16 protein-coding genes are annotated in these 14,888 nt (G+C 73.1%); 8 read left to right on the top strand and 8 right to left on the bottom strand.

The window, feature by feature from the left end:
- The first annotated feature begins 103 nt into the window (after positions 1 to 103).
- A complete protein-coding gene (locus ABTY56_RS06625; protein WP_350627213.1) occupies positions 104 to 799 on the top strand; it encodes a TetR/AcrR family transcriptional regulator in 696 nt (231 codons plus the stop codon).
- A gap of 282 nt (positions 800 to 1,081) precedes the next feature.
- Here the strand turns inward: ABTY56_RS06625 and ABTY56_RS06630 are convergent, their stop codons facing one another.
- Complete coding sequence (locus tag ABTY56_RS06630) at positions 1,082 to 1,894, bottom strand: alpha/beta fold hydrolase (RefSeq protein WP_350627215.1); 813 nt, start codon at positions 1,892 to 1,894, stop codon at positions 1,082 to 1,084.
- 333 nt (positions 1,895 to 2,227) lie between these two features.
- On the opposite strand from ABTY56_RS06630, the gene ABTY56_RS06635 reads away from it, so the two are divergent.
- Positions 2,228 to 3,229 (top strand): DMT family transporter, encoded by a 1,002-nt coding sequence (locus ABTY56_RS06635; RefSeq protein ID WP_350627217.1) that lies wholly within the window; start codon positions 2,228 to 2,230, stop codon positions 3,227 to 3,229.
- A 270-nt stretch (positions 3,230 to 3,499) separates the two neighbouring features.
- Positions 3,500 to 4,882: a histidine-type phosphatase gene (locus ABTY56_RS06640; RefSeq protein WP_350627219.1), complete on the top strand. Its 1,383-nt coding sequence runs from the start codon at positions 3,500 to 3,502 to the stop codon at positions 4,880 to 4,882.
- A gap of 87 nt (positions 4,883 to 4,969) precedes the next feature.
- On the opposite strand, the gene ABTY56_RS06645 is transcribed toward ABTY56_RS06640, so the two are convergent.
- The 3 genes from ABTY56_RS06645 to ABTY56_RS06655 all read right to left on the bottom strand — a co-directional run bounded on the left by ABTY56_RS06645 (position 4,970) and on the right by ABTY56_RS06655 (position 8,307).
- Positions 4,970 to 6,436 (bottom strand): hypothetical protein, encoded by a 1,467-nt coding sequence (locus tag ABTY56_RS06645; protein WP_350627221.1) that lies wholly within the window; start codon positions 6,434 to 6,436, stop codon positions 4,970 to 4,972.
- Positions 6,437 to 6,747: 311 nt separating this feature from the next.
- Entirely contained in the window at positions 6,748 to 7,386 is a 639-nt protein-coding gene (locus ABTY56_RS06650; protein WP_350627223.1) for a TetR/AcrR family transcriptional regulator, read from the bottom strand.
- A 252-nt stretch (positions 7,387 to 7,638) separates the two neighbouring features.
- On the bottom strand, positions 7,639 to 8,307 hold the full coding sequence (locus ABTY56_RS06655) for a TetR/AcrR family transcriptional regulator (protein ID WP_350627225.1): 669 nt from the start codon (positions 8,305 to 8,307) through the stop codon (positions 7,639 to 7,641).
- Positions 8,308 to 8,446: 139 nt separating this feature from the next.
- Here ABTY56_RS06655 and ABTY56_RS06660 point away from each other — a divergent pair, with 139 nt between their 5' ends.
- The gene (locus ABTY56_RS06660; protein ID WP_350627227.1) at positions 8,447 to 9,508 is read left to right on the top strand and encodes a medium chain dehydrogenase/reductase family protein; all 1,062 of its coding nucleotides are present in this window, start codon (positions 8,447 to 8,449) and stop codon (positions 9,506 to 9,508) included.
- 190 nt (positions 9,509 to 9,698) lie between these two features.
- Here ABTY56_RS06660 and ABTY56_RS06665 read toward each other — a convergent pair whose 3' ends face one another.
- Entirely contained in the window at positions 9,699 to 10,172 is a 474-nt protein-coding gene (locus ABTY56_RS06665; RefSeq protein ID WP_350627229.1) for a hypothetical protein, read from the bottom strand.
- Positions 10,173 to 10,244: 72 nt separating this feature from the next.
- On the opposite strand from ABTY56_RS06665, the gene ABTY56_RS06670 reads away from it, so the two are divergent.
- Both ABTY56_RS06670 and ABTY56_RS06675 read left to right on the top strand, forming a co-directional pair.
- Positions 10,245 to 10,388 carry a hypothetical protein gene (locus ABTY56_RS06670; protein ID WP_350627231.1) on the top strand — a complete coding sequence of 48 codons (144 nt, stop codon included), beginning with the start codon at positions 10,245 to 10,247 and terminating at the stop codon, positions 10,386 to 10,388.
- An 81-nt stretch (positions 10,389 to 10,469) separates the two neighbouring features.
- A complete protein-coding gene (locus tag ABTY56_RS06675) occupies positions 10,470 to 10,964 on the top strand; it encodes a hypothetical protein (protein WP_350627233.1) in 495 nt (164 codons plus the stop codon).
- Here ABTY56_RS06675 and ABTY56_RS06680 read toward each other — a convergent pair.
- On the bottom strand, positions 10,952 to 11,590 hold the full coding sequence (locus ABTY56_RS06680) for a hypothetical protein (RefSeq protein WP_350627235.1): 639 nt from the start codon (positions 11,588 to 11,590) through the stop codon (positions 10,952 to 10,954). The two genes, ABTY56_RS06675 and ABTY56_RS06680, sit on opposite strands and share 13 nt — an antisense overlap.
- Positions 11,591 to 11,665: 75 nt before the next feature.
- Positions 11,666 to 12,277 (bottom strand): LysE/ArgO family amino acid transporter, encoded by a 612-nt coding sequence (locus tag ABTY56_RS06685; protein ID WP_350627237.1) that lies wholly within the window; start codon positions 12,275 to 12,277, stop codon positions 11,666 to 11,668.
- Positions 12,278 to 12,344: 67 nt separating this feature from the next.
- Here ABTY56_RS06685 and ABTY56_RS06690 point away from each other — a divergent pair, with 67 nt between their 5' ends.
- On the top strand, positions 12,345 to 13,256 hold the full coding sequence (locus ABTY56_RS06690; RefSeq protein ID WP_350627239.1) for a LysR family transcriptional regulator ArgP: 912 nt from the start codon (positions 12,345 to 12,347) through the stop codon (positions 13,254 to 13,256).
- An 11-nt stretch (positions 13,257 to 13,267) separates the two neighbouring features.
- Here ABTY56_RS06690 and ABTY56_RS06695 read toward each other — a convergent pair whose 3' ends face one another.
- Positions 13,268 to 13,558: a hypothetical protein gene (locus tag ABTY56_RS06695; RefSeq protein ID WP_350627241.1), complete on the bottom strand. Its 291-nt coding sequence runs from the start codon at positions 13,556 to 13,558 to the stop codon at positions 13,268 to 13,270.
- Positions 13,559 to 13,802: 244 nt separating this feature from the next.
- Here ABTY56_RS06695 and ABTY56_RS06700 point away from each other — a divergent pair, with 244 nt between their 5' ends.
- A complete protein-coding gene (locus ABTY56_RS06700) occupies positions 13,803 to 14,858 on the top strand; it encodes an NAD-dependent epimerase/dehydratase family protein (protein ID WP_350627243.1) in 1,056 nt (351 codons plus the stop codon).
- Positions 14,859 to 14,888 lie beyond the last annotated feature (30 nt).

Genomic DNA, 14,888 nt, shown 5'->3' on the forward strand with positions numbered 1-14,888 from the left:
GGTCGAGGCTGGCAGAAAAGCTGCGCGCACGCAAGATTGCGTACACGCAAAATTGCAAGCACGTAAGTTTGCGTGCGCGCAACTCGTATGGAACGCTGGCACCGTGACGACACCACCATCGGCAGGGCTGCGGGAGCGGAAGAAGCAGGCCACGCGTGCGGTGCTACGCGAAGCGGCCCTGCGCCTGGCCGTGGAGCGAGGACCGGACCAGGTGCGGGTCGAGGACATCGCCGAGGCGGCCGGGGTCTCACCGCGCACCTACAACAACTACTTCGCCAGCCGTGAGCAGGCGATCGTCTCCGCCGTCACCGCGGACCGGGAGGCGCGGATCGCGGAGGCGGTCGCGGCCCGGCCCGCAGGAGTGCGCCTGGCCGACGCCGTCACCGAAGCAGTGGTCGAGCAGTACACGGACACCGGTGGGCACGACCCCCGGGCGTTGCTGCTGATCACCACCCGGACCGCGCTGCGTGACGCCTTCCTCGACTCCACCGCCGGCATCGAGATCCCGCTCACGGCGGTGATCGCCGAACGCCTGGGTGACACGGGAGTGCACACGGCCCGCGTCCTCGCGGCAAGCGTGGCTGCGGCGGTGCGCATCGCGCTGGAAAGCTGGCTCCGGCCGGCCGGGAGCGCCGGGAGCGCCGGGAGCGCCGGGAACGCAGAGGCTGCAGAGGCCGCCGGGAGTCTCGGTGCCGGAGGACTGGTCGTCCCCTCCGGCTCACTGCCCGACCAGCTCCGCGCCGCACTGGCTCCGCTCGCACCCGCGTTCGACACCGCCGAGCGAGGCGCCCAGCCCTGACGGGGGTGCCCACCTCGACCCACCCGGGCGGCGACAGGCGGGCTGACGTCGTCACCGTCGGCGTCACCGTGGTCTCGATCCGACGGCGGCCCAGGGGCCAAGGGCCTAGGGTCAAGGGCTCAGGAAGTGGGGCTCGGCCCCGTCATTCGGGGCCCAGGACGCCCAGCTCGACCTCCTCGAACACCCGCGACCACCACCTGTCCTCGTTTCTCGGCGTTGTGCTCGTCCATGGCGCGGATTCTGCCTTCCGGCTGCGACCGCGATCCGCCGGACCGGAGGACCTCAGGCAGGCCGCGCGGTGGTGAGGAAGTCCAGGACGAGCGGGCTCGCGACGGCGCGGAACTCCTCGAAGTAGGCGTGCCGTGCGCCGGGGATCAGATGCAGTCGGGCGCCGGGGATCCGGTGGGCGAGCAGGGGCGCGTTGGCCGCGGGGTTGAGCAGGTCGTCGCTTCCGTGCACGACGAGGGTGGGTGTGCCGATGCCCGGCAGGAGGTCCCACGCGTCGTGCCGGTTGCTGGCCGTGAGGTGGTGGCGCCGGGCGTGGGCGGGCATGCCCGGGTCGCCGAGCGTGTGGTGGGGGCCCGGACGGGTCGCGAGCCAGTCCGGGGTGTACATGAGTTCGAGGAGGGCCTGCCGGGCCGCCGCCGGGGCGGGTTGCGCCAGTGACCTGCGCACATCGTTGTCGCGTTCGACGCCGTGCGGGCCTCCGGGCGAGGTGCAGCCGAGCACCAGGGCGCCCACCCGGTTCGGGTGGCGGGTGGCGAGCTGCTGGGCCACGCGCCCGCCCATCGAGGTGCCGTAGACGTCGGCCCGGTCGATGCCGAGTTCGTCGAGCACGGCGATCGCGTCCCGCGCGAAGACCTCGGTGCTGTAGGGCCTGTCGGGCTTGTCGCTCTCCCCCGTACCGCGGTAGTCGAGGGTGATGGTGCTGCGGACGGCGTGGAAGTCGTCGCGCACGCCGTCCCACCAGTGGTGGTTGTTCGCCTGGCCGGCCAGCAGAAGGAGCGGTGCCCCCGCGCCGCGGACCTGGTAGGCGATCCGGACCCCGTCAGGCGTCGTCGCGTGTGCCGTCGTGTGCTCGGTCGTTTGCTCCATCGGTACCCCTCGCCCCCGTCATTTCTCGACGGGAAGAGTACAGCGCGTGTGGTGCGGGCGGGGCCGCCCAGCGGGCCTCGGTCGGGCGCAGGCGCCCGAAGAATCACGAGGGGGGCCTTGCCCCGGATGGCGTACGGTGGGGATCGTGCCTTTTGCAGCAGTTCTCCCGCCGCCCGCCCTCTGAGGCGGGTCGCCGTCGACACCGGCGCGTAGGTGGGCCGTGGGCCGCGACGCGCTGATCGGTCGTGCCCCGCAGACGCGAGACCACGACCATCTGCTCCGTCTGGAGAATCCTCCGTGTCGAAAACTGCTGTGGCATCGACCCCTGCCCCCGTGACGGCGTCACGCTCCGTGCGCCGCGGCCTCGCCTACCTGGCGTTCGCCGGCCTCACCTGGGGTACCACCGGACCCGCCGTGGACATCGTCTACCGGTCCAGTGACTTCGGACCCGTGGCCGTCTCGTTCTGGCGCCTCCTGACCGGCGTGGCGCTGCTGCTCGCGGCCCGCGTCTTCCGGCCCGCCCGCGTTGTCCGGCCCGCCCGCGTCTTCCGGCCCGCCCGCGTTGTCCGGTCGGCCCGTGCCTTCGGGCGCGCCCGCGACACGCGCAGGATGCCGCGGCCCTCGGGCCGCCGTGTGCTGCTGTTCACGGGCACCGGCGTCGGCGTGGCGGTCTTTCAGACCGCCTACTTCGCCGCCGTGCAGGACACCGGGCTGGCCGTCGGCACCATCGTCACACTCGGGGCGGCCCCGGTGCTCACGGCGGCCGCCGGACGCGTGTTCCTGGGCGAGCGCACCGGACCGGCCGGGCTGCTCGCGGTCGCCGGAGCGCTGACCGGCCTCGCCGTTCTGGTGCTGGGCAACCGGGCCGCCGACGCCGTCCACCCCTTCGGCGTGGGGATGGCCCTGCTGTCCGCCGCGGGGTTCACCGTCTCCAACGTCCTCGGCCGGTGGACCGGACGGCATGGCGACGGTGAGGACCCGTACACCCTGACGGTGGGGTCCTTCGCCGTCGGCGCGGCCGTCCTGCTGCCGTTCGCCTGGGTCGAGGGCCTCGTGCCGCACACCGCCCAGCCGGGCCATGTCGTGCTGCTGATGCTCTACGTCGCCACGGTCACCACGGCAGTTGCCTACCCGCTGTACTTCGCCGGGGCGGGTGCCGTCCGGGCCGCCACGGCGTCGGTGGTGATGCTCATCGAGCCGGTCGGCGCGGCGGTGCTCGCCGTACTGCTCCTCGGCGAGCGGCTCACCGCGGCCACGGTCATCGGCACGGTGCTGATGCTCACGGCCATCGCCGGCCTCGCGGTCGCCGAATCGCGGCGGGAAGCGAAGGTCTGACCGCTCACTGACCCGTCGCGCCGCGGGATGAGGGCGCGGCGGGAGGACGGCGATGTGGTGCGCCGGGACCGACCGGTTCCGGCGCACCACACCCCACACATCGGACCCCGAGGCTGCCACCGGGCGCCCGCACACCGGTCCGACGGCGAGCGTTCGGCCTTCCTTCACCCGGGCCATGACACGGCGTCGGCCATGCTTTGCGTGCCCATGCCACTCTGCGGCGGACCGCAGCTACCGACAGGTAGCCCCGCACCGACCCGAAGGGCCGCCGTGAAGCGCACCGCCCCCGTGTCCGCCCCGCTGTCCGCCGCCGTGGCCGTCTGCCTCGCCGCCGGCGTGCTGTTCACCGCCGGCACCGCCTCCGCGCGGGAACATCCCGGTTCGTCGCACGCCGGGCGCGACGTCTACGGAACGAAGACCCCGTACGCGCCGCAGGGCGAGCCCGGCCACTACCAGAAGGCACCAAAGGGCTTCGTGCCGGTCTTCACCGAGAACGTCGCCCGCCACGGCTCCCGCGCCATGACGGACAGCGGCGACGGCGACGCCGTGCTCGCCCTCCTGCACAAGGCGCAGGACCAGGACGCGCTCACCGGCCTCGGTGCACAGCTGGGCCCGCAGGTGCGGTCACTGCTGGCCGCGGCCTCCGCACTCGGCTACGGCAACCTCTCCGCCCGCGGTGCCGAGGAGCACCGACAGACCGCGCTGCGCCTGGAGCAGCGGCTGCCGAGCCTGTTCGCGGGCATCGCCGCCCGGCACGAGCCCATCGTGGTGGAGACGTCGGGGGTGCCGCGTGCGGTCGCCAGCGCCGATGCGTTCACGGGCGCTCTGGCCTCCGGTGACCCGGCGCTGGCGGGCCTGATCAAGGCGCCGGTCACCGACAAGAACCTGCTGTACTTCTACAAGCAGCCGCAGAACGCCGACTACCAGGCGTACGTGAAGAGTGATCCGCAGCTGGCCGAGGTCCTCGCCGGGATCGACGGTGACCCGCGCACCGCCGAAGCGGCGTACCGCGTCGTGGCGCGCCTGTGCCGGGAGGACTTCGCTGCGGCACTGTCCGCCGAGGAGCAGGTCACCTTTGCCCGGTCGCTGTACCAGCTCTACAGTGCGGCGCCCGACCTCAGCGTCGAGGCGCCGGACGTGGACCTCACCCCGTTCCTGGCCCGCCGCGACGCCCAATGGCTCGCCTACCTCGACGACGCCGAGGAGTTCTACCAGAAGGGCCCCGCGTTCAGCGGACGCACGATCACCTACCGGATGGCCGGGGTCCTCCTCGACGACCTCCTCACCCAGGCCGAGGCCAGGGCCGACGGCAGCAACGGCAACGGGGCGGTGCTGCGCTTCACCCACGCCGAGGAGATCGAGCCGCTCGCCGCCCTGATGGGACTGCCCGGCAGCACCGAGCCCGCCGATCCCGCGAAGCCGTACGCGTACGGGAACAACCCGTGGCGCGGGGCCGAGGTCTCGCCGATGGCGGCGAACATCCAGTGGGACCTGTTCGCGAACACGCCCTCCGAGGGCGCGCCGGCCGCGTACCTGGTGCGCATGCTCTACAACGAGAAGGAGACGGCCTTCACGTCGTCCTGCAAGCCCGTCGCCAAGGGCAGCTACTTCTACGCGCTCGACGAGCTGAAGCACTGCCTCGTGCACGGCTGACCCGCGCACCGTCCGCCCTCGTCGCCGTCGACGAGGGCGACGGCGACGAGGGCGGACGCAGCTGCCGGGTCCGGCGATCGCGGCCGGCTACTCGGCGGAGACCCGGACCACGCCCGTCACCGTTCCCTGCAGGACGGTTCTGCCGGGCGCGATCGTCCCCGCCATCTGCAGGGTGTCGTAGACGAAGCCGCTGCCCAGCCAGGCGCGTCGGACGACGCCACCCGTCTGCGGGTCGATCTCCGCGTAGTAGTAGGGGTCGAGGACGGTGGTGGTGTCGGTGCCGGGGACGACCGGCTCGCGCAGGACGGTGCGGATGAGGCCGTCGGCGGTGGACAGCACGGGGACCGCCGAGGAGCGCAGGGTGGTGTCCCAGGTGAGGTCGCAGCCCGTCCCGTCCGGACGGACGTCCACGCGTGACAGTCCGCCCCGGAAACTGCCCCGGGAGGGGACGCTCGGTCCGGCACCGGCGGGCAGCGCCGGGTAGGGGTAGCCGTAGGTGCCGGCGATGAAGACGGCGTTCCCGGATCCGATCGGCGCGTTCTCGCTGCCGCTGCCTCCGGCTTCCAGGACGGGAGTGGAGCAGACCTGGTCGCCGCTGTCCGCTCGGAAGACCAGGAGGTGGACGGTGGGGGAGGCGTTGTCGACGATGGCGAGGTAGTCGGTTCCGGTGCGCGGGCCGAAGAACACCGGAGTGGATCCGGTACCCCAGGCGAGCTGACCGGGTTTGCGTCCCGGCCCGCGGTCGTAGGCCCGGCGCCAGACGATCCGCGGGGTGCCGTTGGCGTCGGAGGTGAGCAGGTACAGGGCGTGGCTCGTGGCGACGGCGGTGCCGCCAGGAGCGGTGGAGATGGAGTTGGCGATCGTCTCGCCTGCCGGGAGGGCGAGCGAGCGGACCGTTCCGGTGCGGTCGTCGGCGGTGCCGACCAGGCCGCCCGCGGTGGCGAACCAGACCCGGCCCTGCCAGTCCGGGGCGATGCCGACCGAGCCGTCGCCGTCCGGTATCGCGCCGGTGAGCGGGAGGGAGCTGTCGACGGACAGTTGCCGGCCGCCCGCGGCCGTGCGGTGGTGAGCGATGCGCAGCAGGGTGCGGTTGCCGTCGATGGTGACCAGCCGGTCCTCGTCGTCCAGGTAGGCGTAGACGCCGCCGAGCAAGGTGCCCTTGGCCAGGGGGAGTTCGGCCAGCGAGTCACCGGTGGCGGGGTCGAGCAGGTGGACGGTCGGGGTCCGGCCGAAGATCGTGGTGCAGAGCGCGACGGGGTAGCCGTCCGAGCCGACCAGGACGGTCGGGCAGGCCGACTGCAGTGCGGTGCGGTGCGAGGTGAGCCGGCCGGGGCCGGGCCCGGGCAGCGGAGTGGTGTCGGAGGATCCGGTGTCGCCGTGCATGGTCGCCGTGCCGTTCGGGCCGGCGAACGGATTCTGCGGCGGCAGGGGCGGCGGGTACGAGGGCGTGGCCGGTGAGGGCACGGCCGGTGGCGCGGCCGACGCCGGTGTGGCCAGGGCGAGCAGGGCGGCTGCCGAGAGTGCGGCGGTACGCGTGAGTGCCTTGAGGCGCATGGGAGTCCCGTCGGAGAGAGGTGAGGGTCGGACAGCGGTGGGGACCGCCCGGCCTCGGTCACAGGACGTGGCTGTGCGCCATGGCGGGGTTCTGCGGGAAGCAGCGGGAGCCGGCGGCCGGCCGGGCGGGTCACCACGTTCAGTGGGCGTGGTGACAGATCGCGGAGCACGCGCGCGCCAGGTCGACGTCGAGTCGACGGCTCAGGTGGGCGTGGCGATCCATGCCGACCATCGTGGCAGGCTGACGATCCGTCATGCAAGGACGTACCACGGACTGGACCCGGCTGCGTCCCGTGCTTCCGGGGCGGACGTCAGGGGAGTGTGGCGTCGAGGAAGGCGCACCAGGCGGCGTGGACGCGCTCGGCGTGGGAGCCGCTGCCGTTGCCGCCGTCGGTGCCGCTGTTGTCGCCGTCGCTGCCGGTGCCGCCGTCGGTGTCGGTGTCGGTGAGGAGGTCCAGCAGCAGGCCGCGGAGGACGGCGAGCACCACGGTGGGATTGGCGCCGGTGCCCTCCAGGACGCGTCCGAGGGGTGGCAGCCACTCGTCCAGCGAGGTGGTGCCGAAGCCCTGCCAGGGCCCGTCGTGGCCGAAGGCGCGGACGTACCCCTCGAAGAACAGCCGCAGCGCACCCCGGTGCTCGGGCTTCGTCAGCCACTCCCAGAGCAGTTCGAGGGTCTCGCGGGCGCTGCCGCCCTCGACCTCGGAGCGCTCCAGCAGAGCCAGCTGCTCGGCCCGCCCGACCGCGAGGACCTCCCGGACCAGCTGCTCCTTCGACCCGAACAGGTACAGCAGGACGCGCGGGCTGGAGCCGATCTCGGCTGCCAGCGGGCGCAGGGAGAGGTCGGACACGTTGCGGTCGGCGACGTAGCGGACGGTCGCGGCGAGGATCTCCTCGCGGCGCGGCGACGGGCGCGGCGACGGGCGGGAGTTCGCATCGGCGGGAGCGGACACGTGGCCTATCGTTCCACTGAAACGAGTGTTTCAGTGAGAGGGGAGGCCGCCATGGCCGCCACCGGACCCGCCACCGGACCCGCCACCGGACCCGCCACCGGACCCGCCACCGGACCCGCCACCGGCGCGGGACCTGCCACCGCCGCGGGACGTGCCACCGCGCCCGCCACAGGGAGGTAGCCGAACAGGGGAGCGGTAGGCGCGGGGTGGCAGCGCACCACGCCCCCACCCCGCGCGTACCGGGTTGCCGCGCTACGCGTCCTTCAGGTGCGCGAGGCCGGAGACGAGCCGGTCGGCGATGTCGGCCGGCCAGGGGAAGGCGCTGGTGACCGCGCGCTGGTGGGCGAGGCCGTGCAGGCCCAGCCACAGTGCGACCGCGTCGCTGGACGGTTCGGTACTGGTGGCCTGACCTGCGGCGACGCAGTCTCCAATGGCCGTGGCGAAGACCTCCAGGGCTTCCGCGCCGAGCGCGGTGAGGTCCGCCTCGGTGATGGAGCTTTCGCCGAGGGTCGGTGTGAAGAGGCCCCCGAACATGGTGCGGTACCGCCCGGGGCTCGTCCGGGCGTAGTCCAGGTAGGCGTCGCAGACCGCGCGCAGCCGCTGCCGGGGGTCGCCCTCGGTGTCCTGTGCGGCGGCACGCAGATGGCGTTCCAGCTCTGCGAACTCCCGCTGCACCACGGCCAGGACGATGGCCGGCTGGTCGGGGAAGTGCGGGTAGATGGACGGGGCGGCGATCCCGACCCGCCGGGCGACCGACCGCAGGGTGATGGCGCGTTCGTCGCCGCTCTCGTCGAGGAGGGCGACCGCGGCCGCGATGATCTCTTCGCGCAGGCGCCCGCCCTCGCCACGGCGGTTGCGCGCGCGGGCCGGTTTGGGTGCGGCGGCTTCCGGTGTGCCGGTTCCTGCCGTGCTGGTTTCCACTGTGCTGGTTTCCTTCACGCCCGTCACCTTACGCCGTGAAGCTTACGGGCATGAAGCCTTGCGGGCGTAGCCTTACGCATGTAACTTTACGGCTGTAGGCACAACGGCCGACAGCCAGCCCCGCCCCGAGGAGTCCGTCATGACCGGCACCACGCCCACGTCCACTTCCGCCGCCACCGTCGCCACCGAGATCGTCCTGCCCGGCGTGGTCGAGCCGAACGGCCTGGAGGTCCGCACCCGCTCCCTGCCCGCTCCCGCCGCCAGCCAGGTCGTCCTGCGGATGGACGCGACCGGCGTCTCGTTCGCCGAGCAGCAGATGCGCCGCGGCAAGTACTACGACCAGCCGCCGTTCCCCTTCGTGCCCGGCTACGACGTCGTCGGCACGGTCACCGCCACCGGGCCCGGCGTGGACCCGGCGCTGACCGGCCGCCGGTTCGCCGCGGTCACCAAGACCGGCTCCTGGGCCAGCCACCTGCTGATCGACGCCGCGGACCTGGTGCCGGTGCCGGACGGCGTGGCCGCGGACGCGGCGGAGACCGTGGTCGTCAACGGCATCACGGCCTGGCAGATGCTGCACCGCCTCGCCGCCGTCCGCCCCGGCGGCACCATCGTCGTCCTGGGCGCCAACGGCGGAGTCGGCTCCACCCTCGTCCAGCTGGCCCGGCACGCCGGCATCACGGTGATCGGCACCGCCTCCGCACGCCACCACGACGCGGTCCGCGCCCTCGGCGCCACCCCGGTCGACTACCGCGACCCGGACATGTACGCCCGGATCCGCCGGCTTGCGCCGCAGGGCGTCGACGCGGTGTTCGACCACGTCGGCGGCCCCGGCCTGACGCAGTCCTGGCAGCTGCTGCGCCGCGGCGGAACCCTCGTGTCCTACGGCACCGCCGCGACCAAGGACGAGACGGGCAACTCGCGACTGCCCGTCCTGAAGGTCTTCGCGCGGCTCCTCCTCTGGAACTACCTGCCCAACGGCAAGAGCGCGCACTTCTTCAACATCTGGGCCGGTCGCCGCCGCCTCGAGACCTTCCGCCGCCGCCTGAGCGAGGACCTCACCCAGGTGCTCCGCCTGCTCGCCGACGGCGTCCTCACCCCGCAGATCGCCGCCCGCATCCCGCTCGCCGACGCGGCCGCCGCCCTGGAACTCGCCGAGTCCCGCACGGTCGCCGGCAAGGTCGTCATCGTCCCCGGCGAGTGAGCCGAGCGAAGGGCCGCGCCCCCAGCCGCCACCAGCGGTCAACCGGCGCCGGTCCGATGCCACGAGCCCGGGCCGCCCCCGCCCGGCCCGGCGGTCCCTCGGTTCCTGGGCCGCGTTTCAGCGCCTCAGCGCGTCAGCGCGAGACGCGGGCTTCGATGCTCGCCTTCCTCCAACCCGCCTGACGGCAACGTCACAGGAGTGGCCCCCGGGAGGCGCCCCGTCCGTCGGGCCAGTCGAAGCACAACTCTCCGGTCAGCGCAGCGTCCAGCCACTTGGCGAGGTCGATGCCCTGTGGTCGGCAGTCGCCTTCTGCGGCGGACCACATGGCGCCGTCCGGGTCGCGGAAATCGATCATCGACCACCTCGTGCAGCCCCAGTCGTAGAGCGGCACCACCCCGGCGGGCACTCCTCCGGTGGGGTCAGGTCCGTGCTCGTAGGATTCCGCGATGTGCTCGTGCCACTGCCCGACGTCGACCGGCAGGACCCCGTCGGCGGGGCCGAAGCCGCCGTTGGACACCTCGGTGTAGAGGCGCCGCAGAAGGGTGGGAAAGGTGAACCCGATGACGCGTTCCGCCCTGACAACGGCCGCCGGTGGGGCCGGCGGGGGAGCCTGCCGCTCCCGGGCGATCCTTCGGCAGGCCGCAATGATCTCGTCATCGGTCACCGGGTGATCGTAGGGGCCTGGTGTGCGCGTGCGTGTTGCTCACCCTGCCCGGCGGCATACCTGCTGGGCACCGTGACGACGAACCCGGCCGACCACGAGCTGGAGGACGGAGCCCGGCGCGCCGAGCTGTCCCGGGGGCCGGTTGCAGCGACCGGTCTCGTCGTCGGATGCGAGGGCGAGCCGCTCGACCCGCTGTTCGACACCGACCGGTCCTGACTCCGTGCCGGTCGGCGCTCGTCTGTAGCGTGTTTGCGAGGTTATTTGTGCTCACCGCTTCGGGCTGCCACTGTGTCCGCCATGAAGATCACGATCACCGTGGAGAATCCGACCCCCGAGGCGCTTGAGAAACTGCTCGCCCTGGCTGCCATGCCGGCCGCCGTCGTGACCGCCGTGTCCGACGAGCGCTGGACCCCGGAGCGGGCCCGCTCGTACTACGAGCGCCTGCCGCCCCGCGCGCAGCAGATCCTGCTCCAGGTCGTCGAAGGCGACGGCGAGTGTGCCGCGGACGAGTTGAAGGCGAACGGGCGGAGCCTCCGGGGATCCACCGGCGCGTTCCGCCGGGTGCTCTCCGAGGGGAAGCGGACCGGCCTCTGGCCGGAGGCGCTGCCCGCGCCCCTGGTGTCCCACGTCGTCGGCGGGCAACTGAAGAAGCTCGAGATGCCGGGCCGTGGTACGGAGCAGTACGCGCTGCCGGACTTCGAGGAGGGCCTGCGTGATCTGCGGGGCGTGGGGGCGGCGACTGACGACGCAGCCGCGGAGCCGCCGAAGCCGACGGCAGGTCAGGAGATGTGAACGGCCAGCCCGCACAGGCCGAGCCCGTTCGCGGCCGCGGTGCGCCACAGCCGCAGCGGGCCGTCCAGGACGCACTCCTCTCGGGGGGAGTAGTGCAGCCAGTCCTGGGCGTCCGCCGCGGCGCGTTCGGCGTCGGTGAATGCGAGGGCGCGTTCGACGTCCGGCAGGGTCCGGCGGACCTGGGCGGAGGTGAGGAGGAAGTTGCCGCACCAGCCCGGCAGGAGGGCGGCGCGGGCCGGGCCGATGGCGTGGAAGAACGACGGGACCGCGTAGTCCTTGGAATGGACCGAGGTGAAGATGTTGTCGTCCGAACGGTCCGCCCACACGTTCTCGATGGCGGAGAAGTCCGGATCGACGGTGCCGGAGCAGAGGTCGTCGACGTGACGACCCGGGGTGGTGAGGTCCAGGAACGACCGGATGGCCGCGTCATCCGCCGCCGCCGTGTGCCCGGAACTGCGGTACCACGTGCGGTAGTCGGGCAGCGGTGCCTGCTGCCACCGCTCCCAGCGACGCCGGGCGTGGGGCTCGGATCGGTCCGCTTCCATCGCGGGCAGCAGCCGGGGGGACAGCTCGGCGATGAAGGGGTCCGGGTGGCTGCTGATCGCCCAGATACTGGTGAAGCCCATGCCCCGGACGGTAGTACCCGGCACTGACAGACACGCCTCCTGCGCGGGCAGGACGCCCGCGCAGCGGAGGTGCCGTCAGGCTCCCGCGGCCAGGGACAGGCCGGTGACCAGCATCGTCGTCGCGACGAGGGCGTCCAGGACGCGCCAGGAGGAGGCGCGGCGGAAGAAGCCGGTGAGCAGGCGGGCGCCGAATCCCAGCGCGGTGAACCAGCACACGCTGGCCACGGCGGCGCCGAGTGCGAACTCCCAGCGCAGCGTCCCGTGGGTGGCGGCGATGGCGCCGAGCAGGAGCACCGTGTCGAGGTAGACGTGCGGGTTGAGCCAGGTCATCGCGAGACAGGTGAGCACCGCGCGGCGGCCGGAGTGGACGGTCGGTCCGCCGGCCTCCAGGCTGGAGGCCCGGAAGGCGCGGCGCGCGGCGATCACCGCGTAGCAGAGCAGGAAGACCGCGCCGACCGCGCGCACCGCCGTCAGTGCCGTCGGCCACGCCGTGATCAGCGCTCCGAGCCCGCCGACGCCGCAGGCGATCAGTACCGCGTCGGAGGCCGCGCAGATCGCGACCACCGGCAGGACGGCCTCCCGGCGGACGCCTTGGCGCAGGACGAAGGCGTTCTGCCCTCCGATGGCGACGATGAGTGACAGTCCGGCTCCGAAACCGGCGGCGGTGGCGGTAAACGTGCTTCCCATGGGCGCAACCGTAGGCAATCGGCATATCAGAAGGCCAGCTAAACATTTTTACGTATCCTTAGCTGTCATGAAGGCTGAGCTGCCCCACGACCTGGTCCGGACCCTGCTCGCGGTCGTCGACGAGGGCACCTTCGACGCCGCCGCGGCGGCCCTGCACGTGACGCCCTCGGCGGTGAGCCAGCGGATCAAGGCCCTGGAGCAGCGCACCGGGCGGGTGCTGCTCACCCGCTCGCGGCCGGTGAAGCCGACCGAGTCGGGCCAGGTCGTGGTGCGCTACGCCCGTCAGCTCGACCGCTTGGAAGGCGACGCGCTCGACGCGCTCGGGATGCCCGGGGAAGGAGAGGACGCCGGAGCCTCGGGCCCCTCCTGGCTGCCGATCGCGGTCAACGCGGACTCACTGGCGACCTGGTTCGTACCCGCGCTGGCCCCGCTCGCGCGGGACGCGCGGATCCACGTCGACCTGCGCCGCGAGGACGAGGCGCACACCACCGCCATGCTGCGCGCGGGCGAGGTGATGGCGGCGGTCACCTCCACGCCCCAGCCGGTGGCGGGCTGCTCGGTGCAGCGGCTCGGCGCGATGGTCTTCCTGCCGGTGGCCACGCCGCAGTTCATCGCCCGCTGGCTCGACGGCGACGCGGCCCAGCTGCTCCCGGACGCCCCGGTGGTCTGCTTCGACCGCCGCGACGAGCTGCAGGACGCCTTCGCCCGCGAATTGACGGGCGGTCGAGGAGCCAGCCCCCGGCGGCACTACGTCCCTTCCAGTGAGGGCTTCGCCGATGCCGTCGCCGCCGGCCTCGGCTGGGGCCTCGTCCCGCGCAGCCAGGCCGAGCCCCGGCTGCGCAGCGGGGAACTGGTCCGCTTCCTCCCGCGCCGCACGGTCGAGGTCCCGCTCTACTGGCAGCAGTGGCGCCTCGACTCGCCCGCACTGGCGGCCGTCGCCACGGCCGTGGCGGCAGAAGCGGCACGGGCGCTGCGGTAGCGGCCGAATCCTTATCCCGCCCCGTCCTGCCGCCGCTGCCGGTGCTCCTCGAACCGGCGCTCCAGGTCCGCCTTCCAGCGAGCCGCGTTGCTGCCGTCCAGCTGGCCGGCGAAGGCCCGGTAGGCGGCCGGCACCAGGGCCTCGCGGTCGGCGGGCTCGGCCGAGGCGATCGCCCAGAGTGCCTCGCCGGTGTCGTTGTCCAGCCCGCTGCAGGAACGCGGTCCCCCGCCCGCGACCACACGCTCCAGTTCCGCGTGGAAGGTCTGCCGCAGCTCCTGGTCGGTCGGCCACCTGTGGCGCATCCCGGCCTCCTGTCGACGTCGAACTCGAACTCGAACTCCCCTCCTTCGGAAGGGACTCGGTTGCCCAGGCATCGGTTCCACGGCGTTCCACAGCAGTCCACAGTGTTCCACGGCGATCCGCTGAAACGAGCCGCCCAGGGACCCATGACCGCCCACCTCGACCGGGCGCGTCCGCCTTACGGATTGCTGACACCCTCCCGTTGCGACGGTCCACGACGCGGTTCGACGGGTAGCGTCCCGGGGCATGAGGATTCTGGTCACCGGCGGCGCCGGGTTCATCGGTTCGGCGGTCGTGCGCGCCCTGGTCGAGGCGGGCCATCAGGTCCGGGTGCTGGACGCGCTCCTGCCCGCGGTCCACCCGTCGGGGGTGGCGCCCGAGTTGCCGGCCGGCGTCGAGTTCCGGCACGGCGACGTACGGGACGCGTCGACGGTGCGACGCGCGCTGGCCGGGGTCGACGCGGTCTGCCACCAGGCGGCCATGGTCGGCCTCGGTCTCGACCTCGACGACGCCCCCGAGTACGTCGGCTGCAACGACCTCGGCACGGCCGTGCTCCTGTCCGCGATGGCCCGTACGGGGGTGCGGAACCTGGTGCTGGCCGGATCGATGGTCGTCTACGGTGAGGGCCGGTACACGTGTCCGGAGCACGGGGACGTGGCGCCCGGACCGCGGCGCCCGGACGATCTCGACGCGGGCCGGTTCGAGCCGCCCTGCCCGGTGTGCGGGGCCCCGCTCAGGCCGGGACTGGTGGACGAGGCCGCGCCGGGCGATCCCCGCAACGTGTACGCCGCGACCAAGCTCGCCCAGGAGCACCTGGCCGCGGCCTGGGCCCGCGCGTGCGACGGGTCGGTCCTGACGCTGCGCTACCACAACGTCTACGGCCCGGGGATGCCGCGTGACACCCCGTACGCCGGGGTGGCCTCGTTGTTCCGTTCGTGGCTCGCCCGCGGCGAGGCTCCCCGGGTGTTCGAGGACGGCGGCCAGCGCCGGGACTTCGTCCACGTCGACGACGTGGCGGCGGCGAACCTGGCCGCCCTGGAGGACGTCGCCGGACGCCTTCCGGGCCGTGCCCGGGCGTACAACGTCGGTAGTGGGGAGGTGCGTACGGTCGGCGAGATGGCCCTGGCGCTGGCCGACGCCTACGGCGGGCCGGCCCCGGTGGTGACCGGGCAGTACCGGCTCGGGGACGTCCGGCACATCACCGCCGATTCCTCCCGGCTGCGTGACGAGCTGGGCTGGCGGGCCCGGGTGCCGTTCCTTGCGGGGATGGCCGAGTTCGCCGCCGCCCCGCTGCGCGCCTGAGGAGCCGGGGGCCTGGGCGTCCGAGGAGCC

Source organism: Kitasatospora sp. NPDC097691, assembly GCF_040302665.1.
Classification (GTDB): domain Bacteria; phylum Actinomycetota; class Actinomycetes; order Streptomycetales; family Streptomycetaceae; genus Kitasatospora.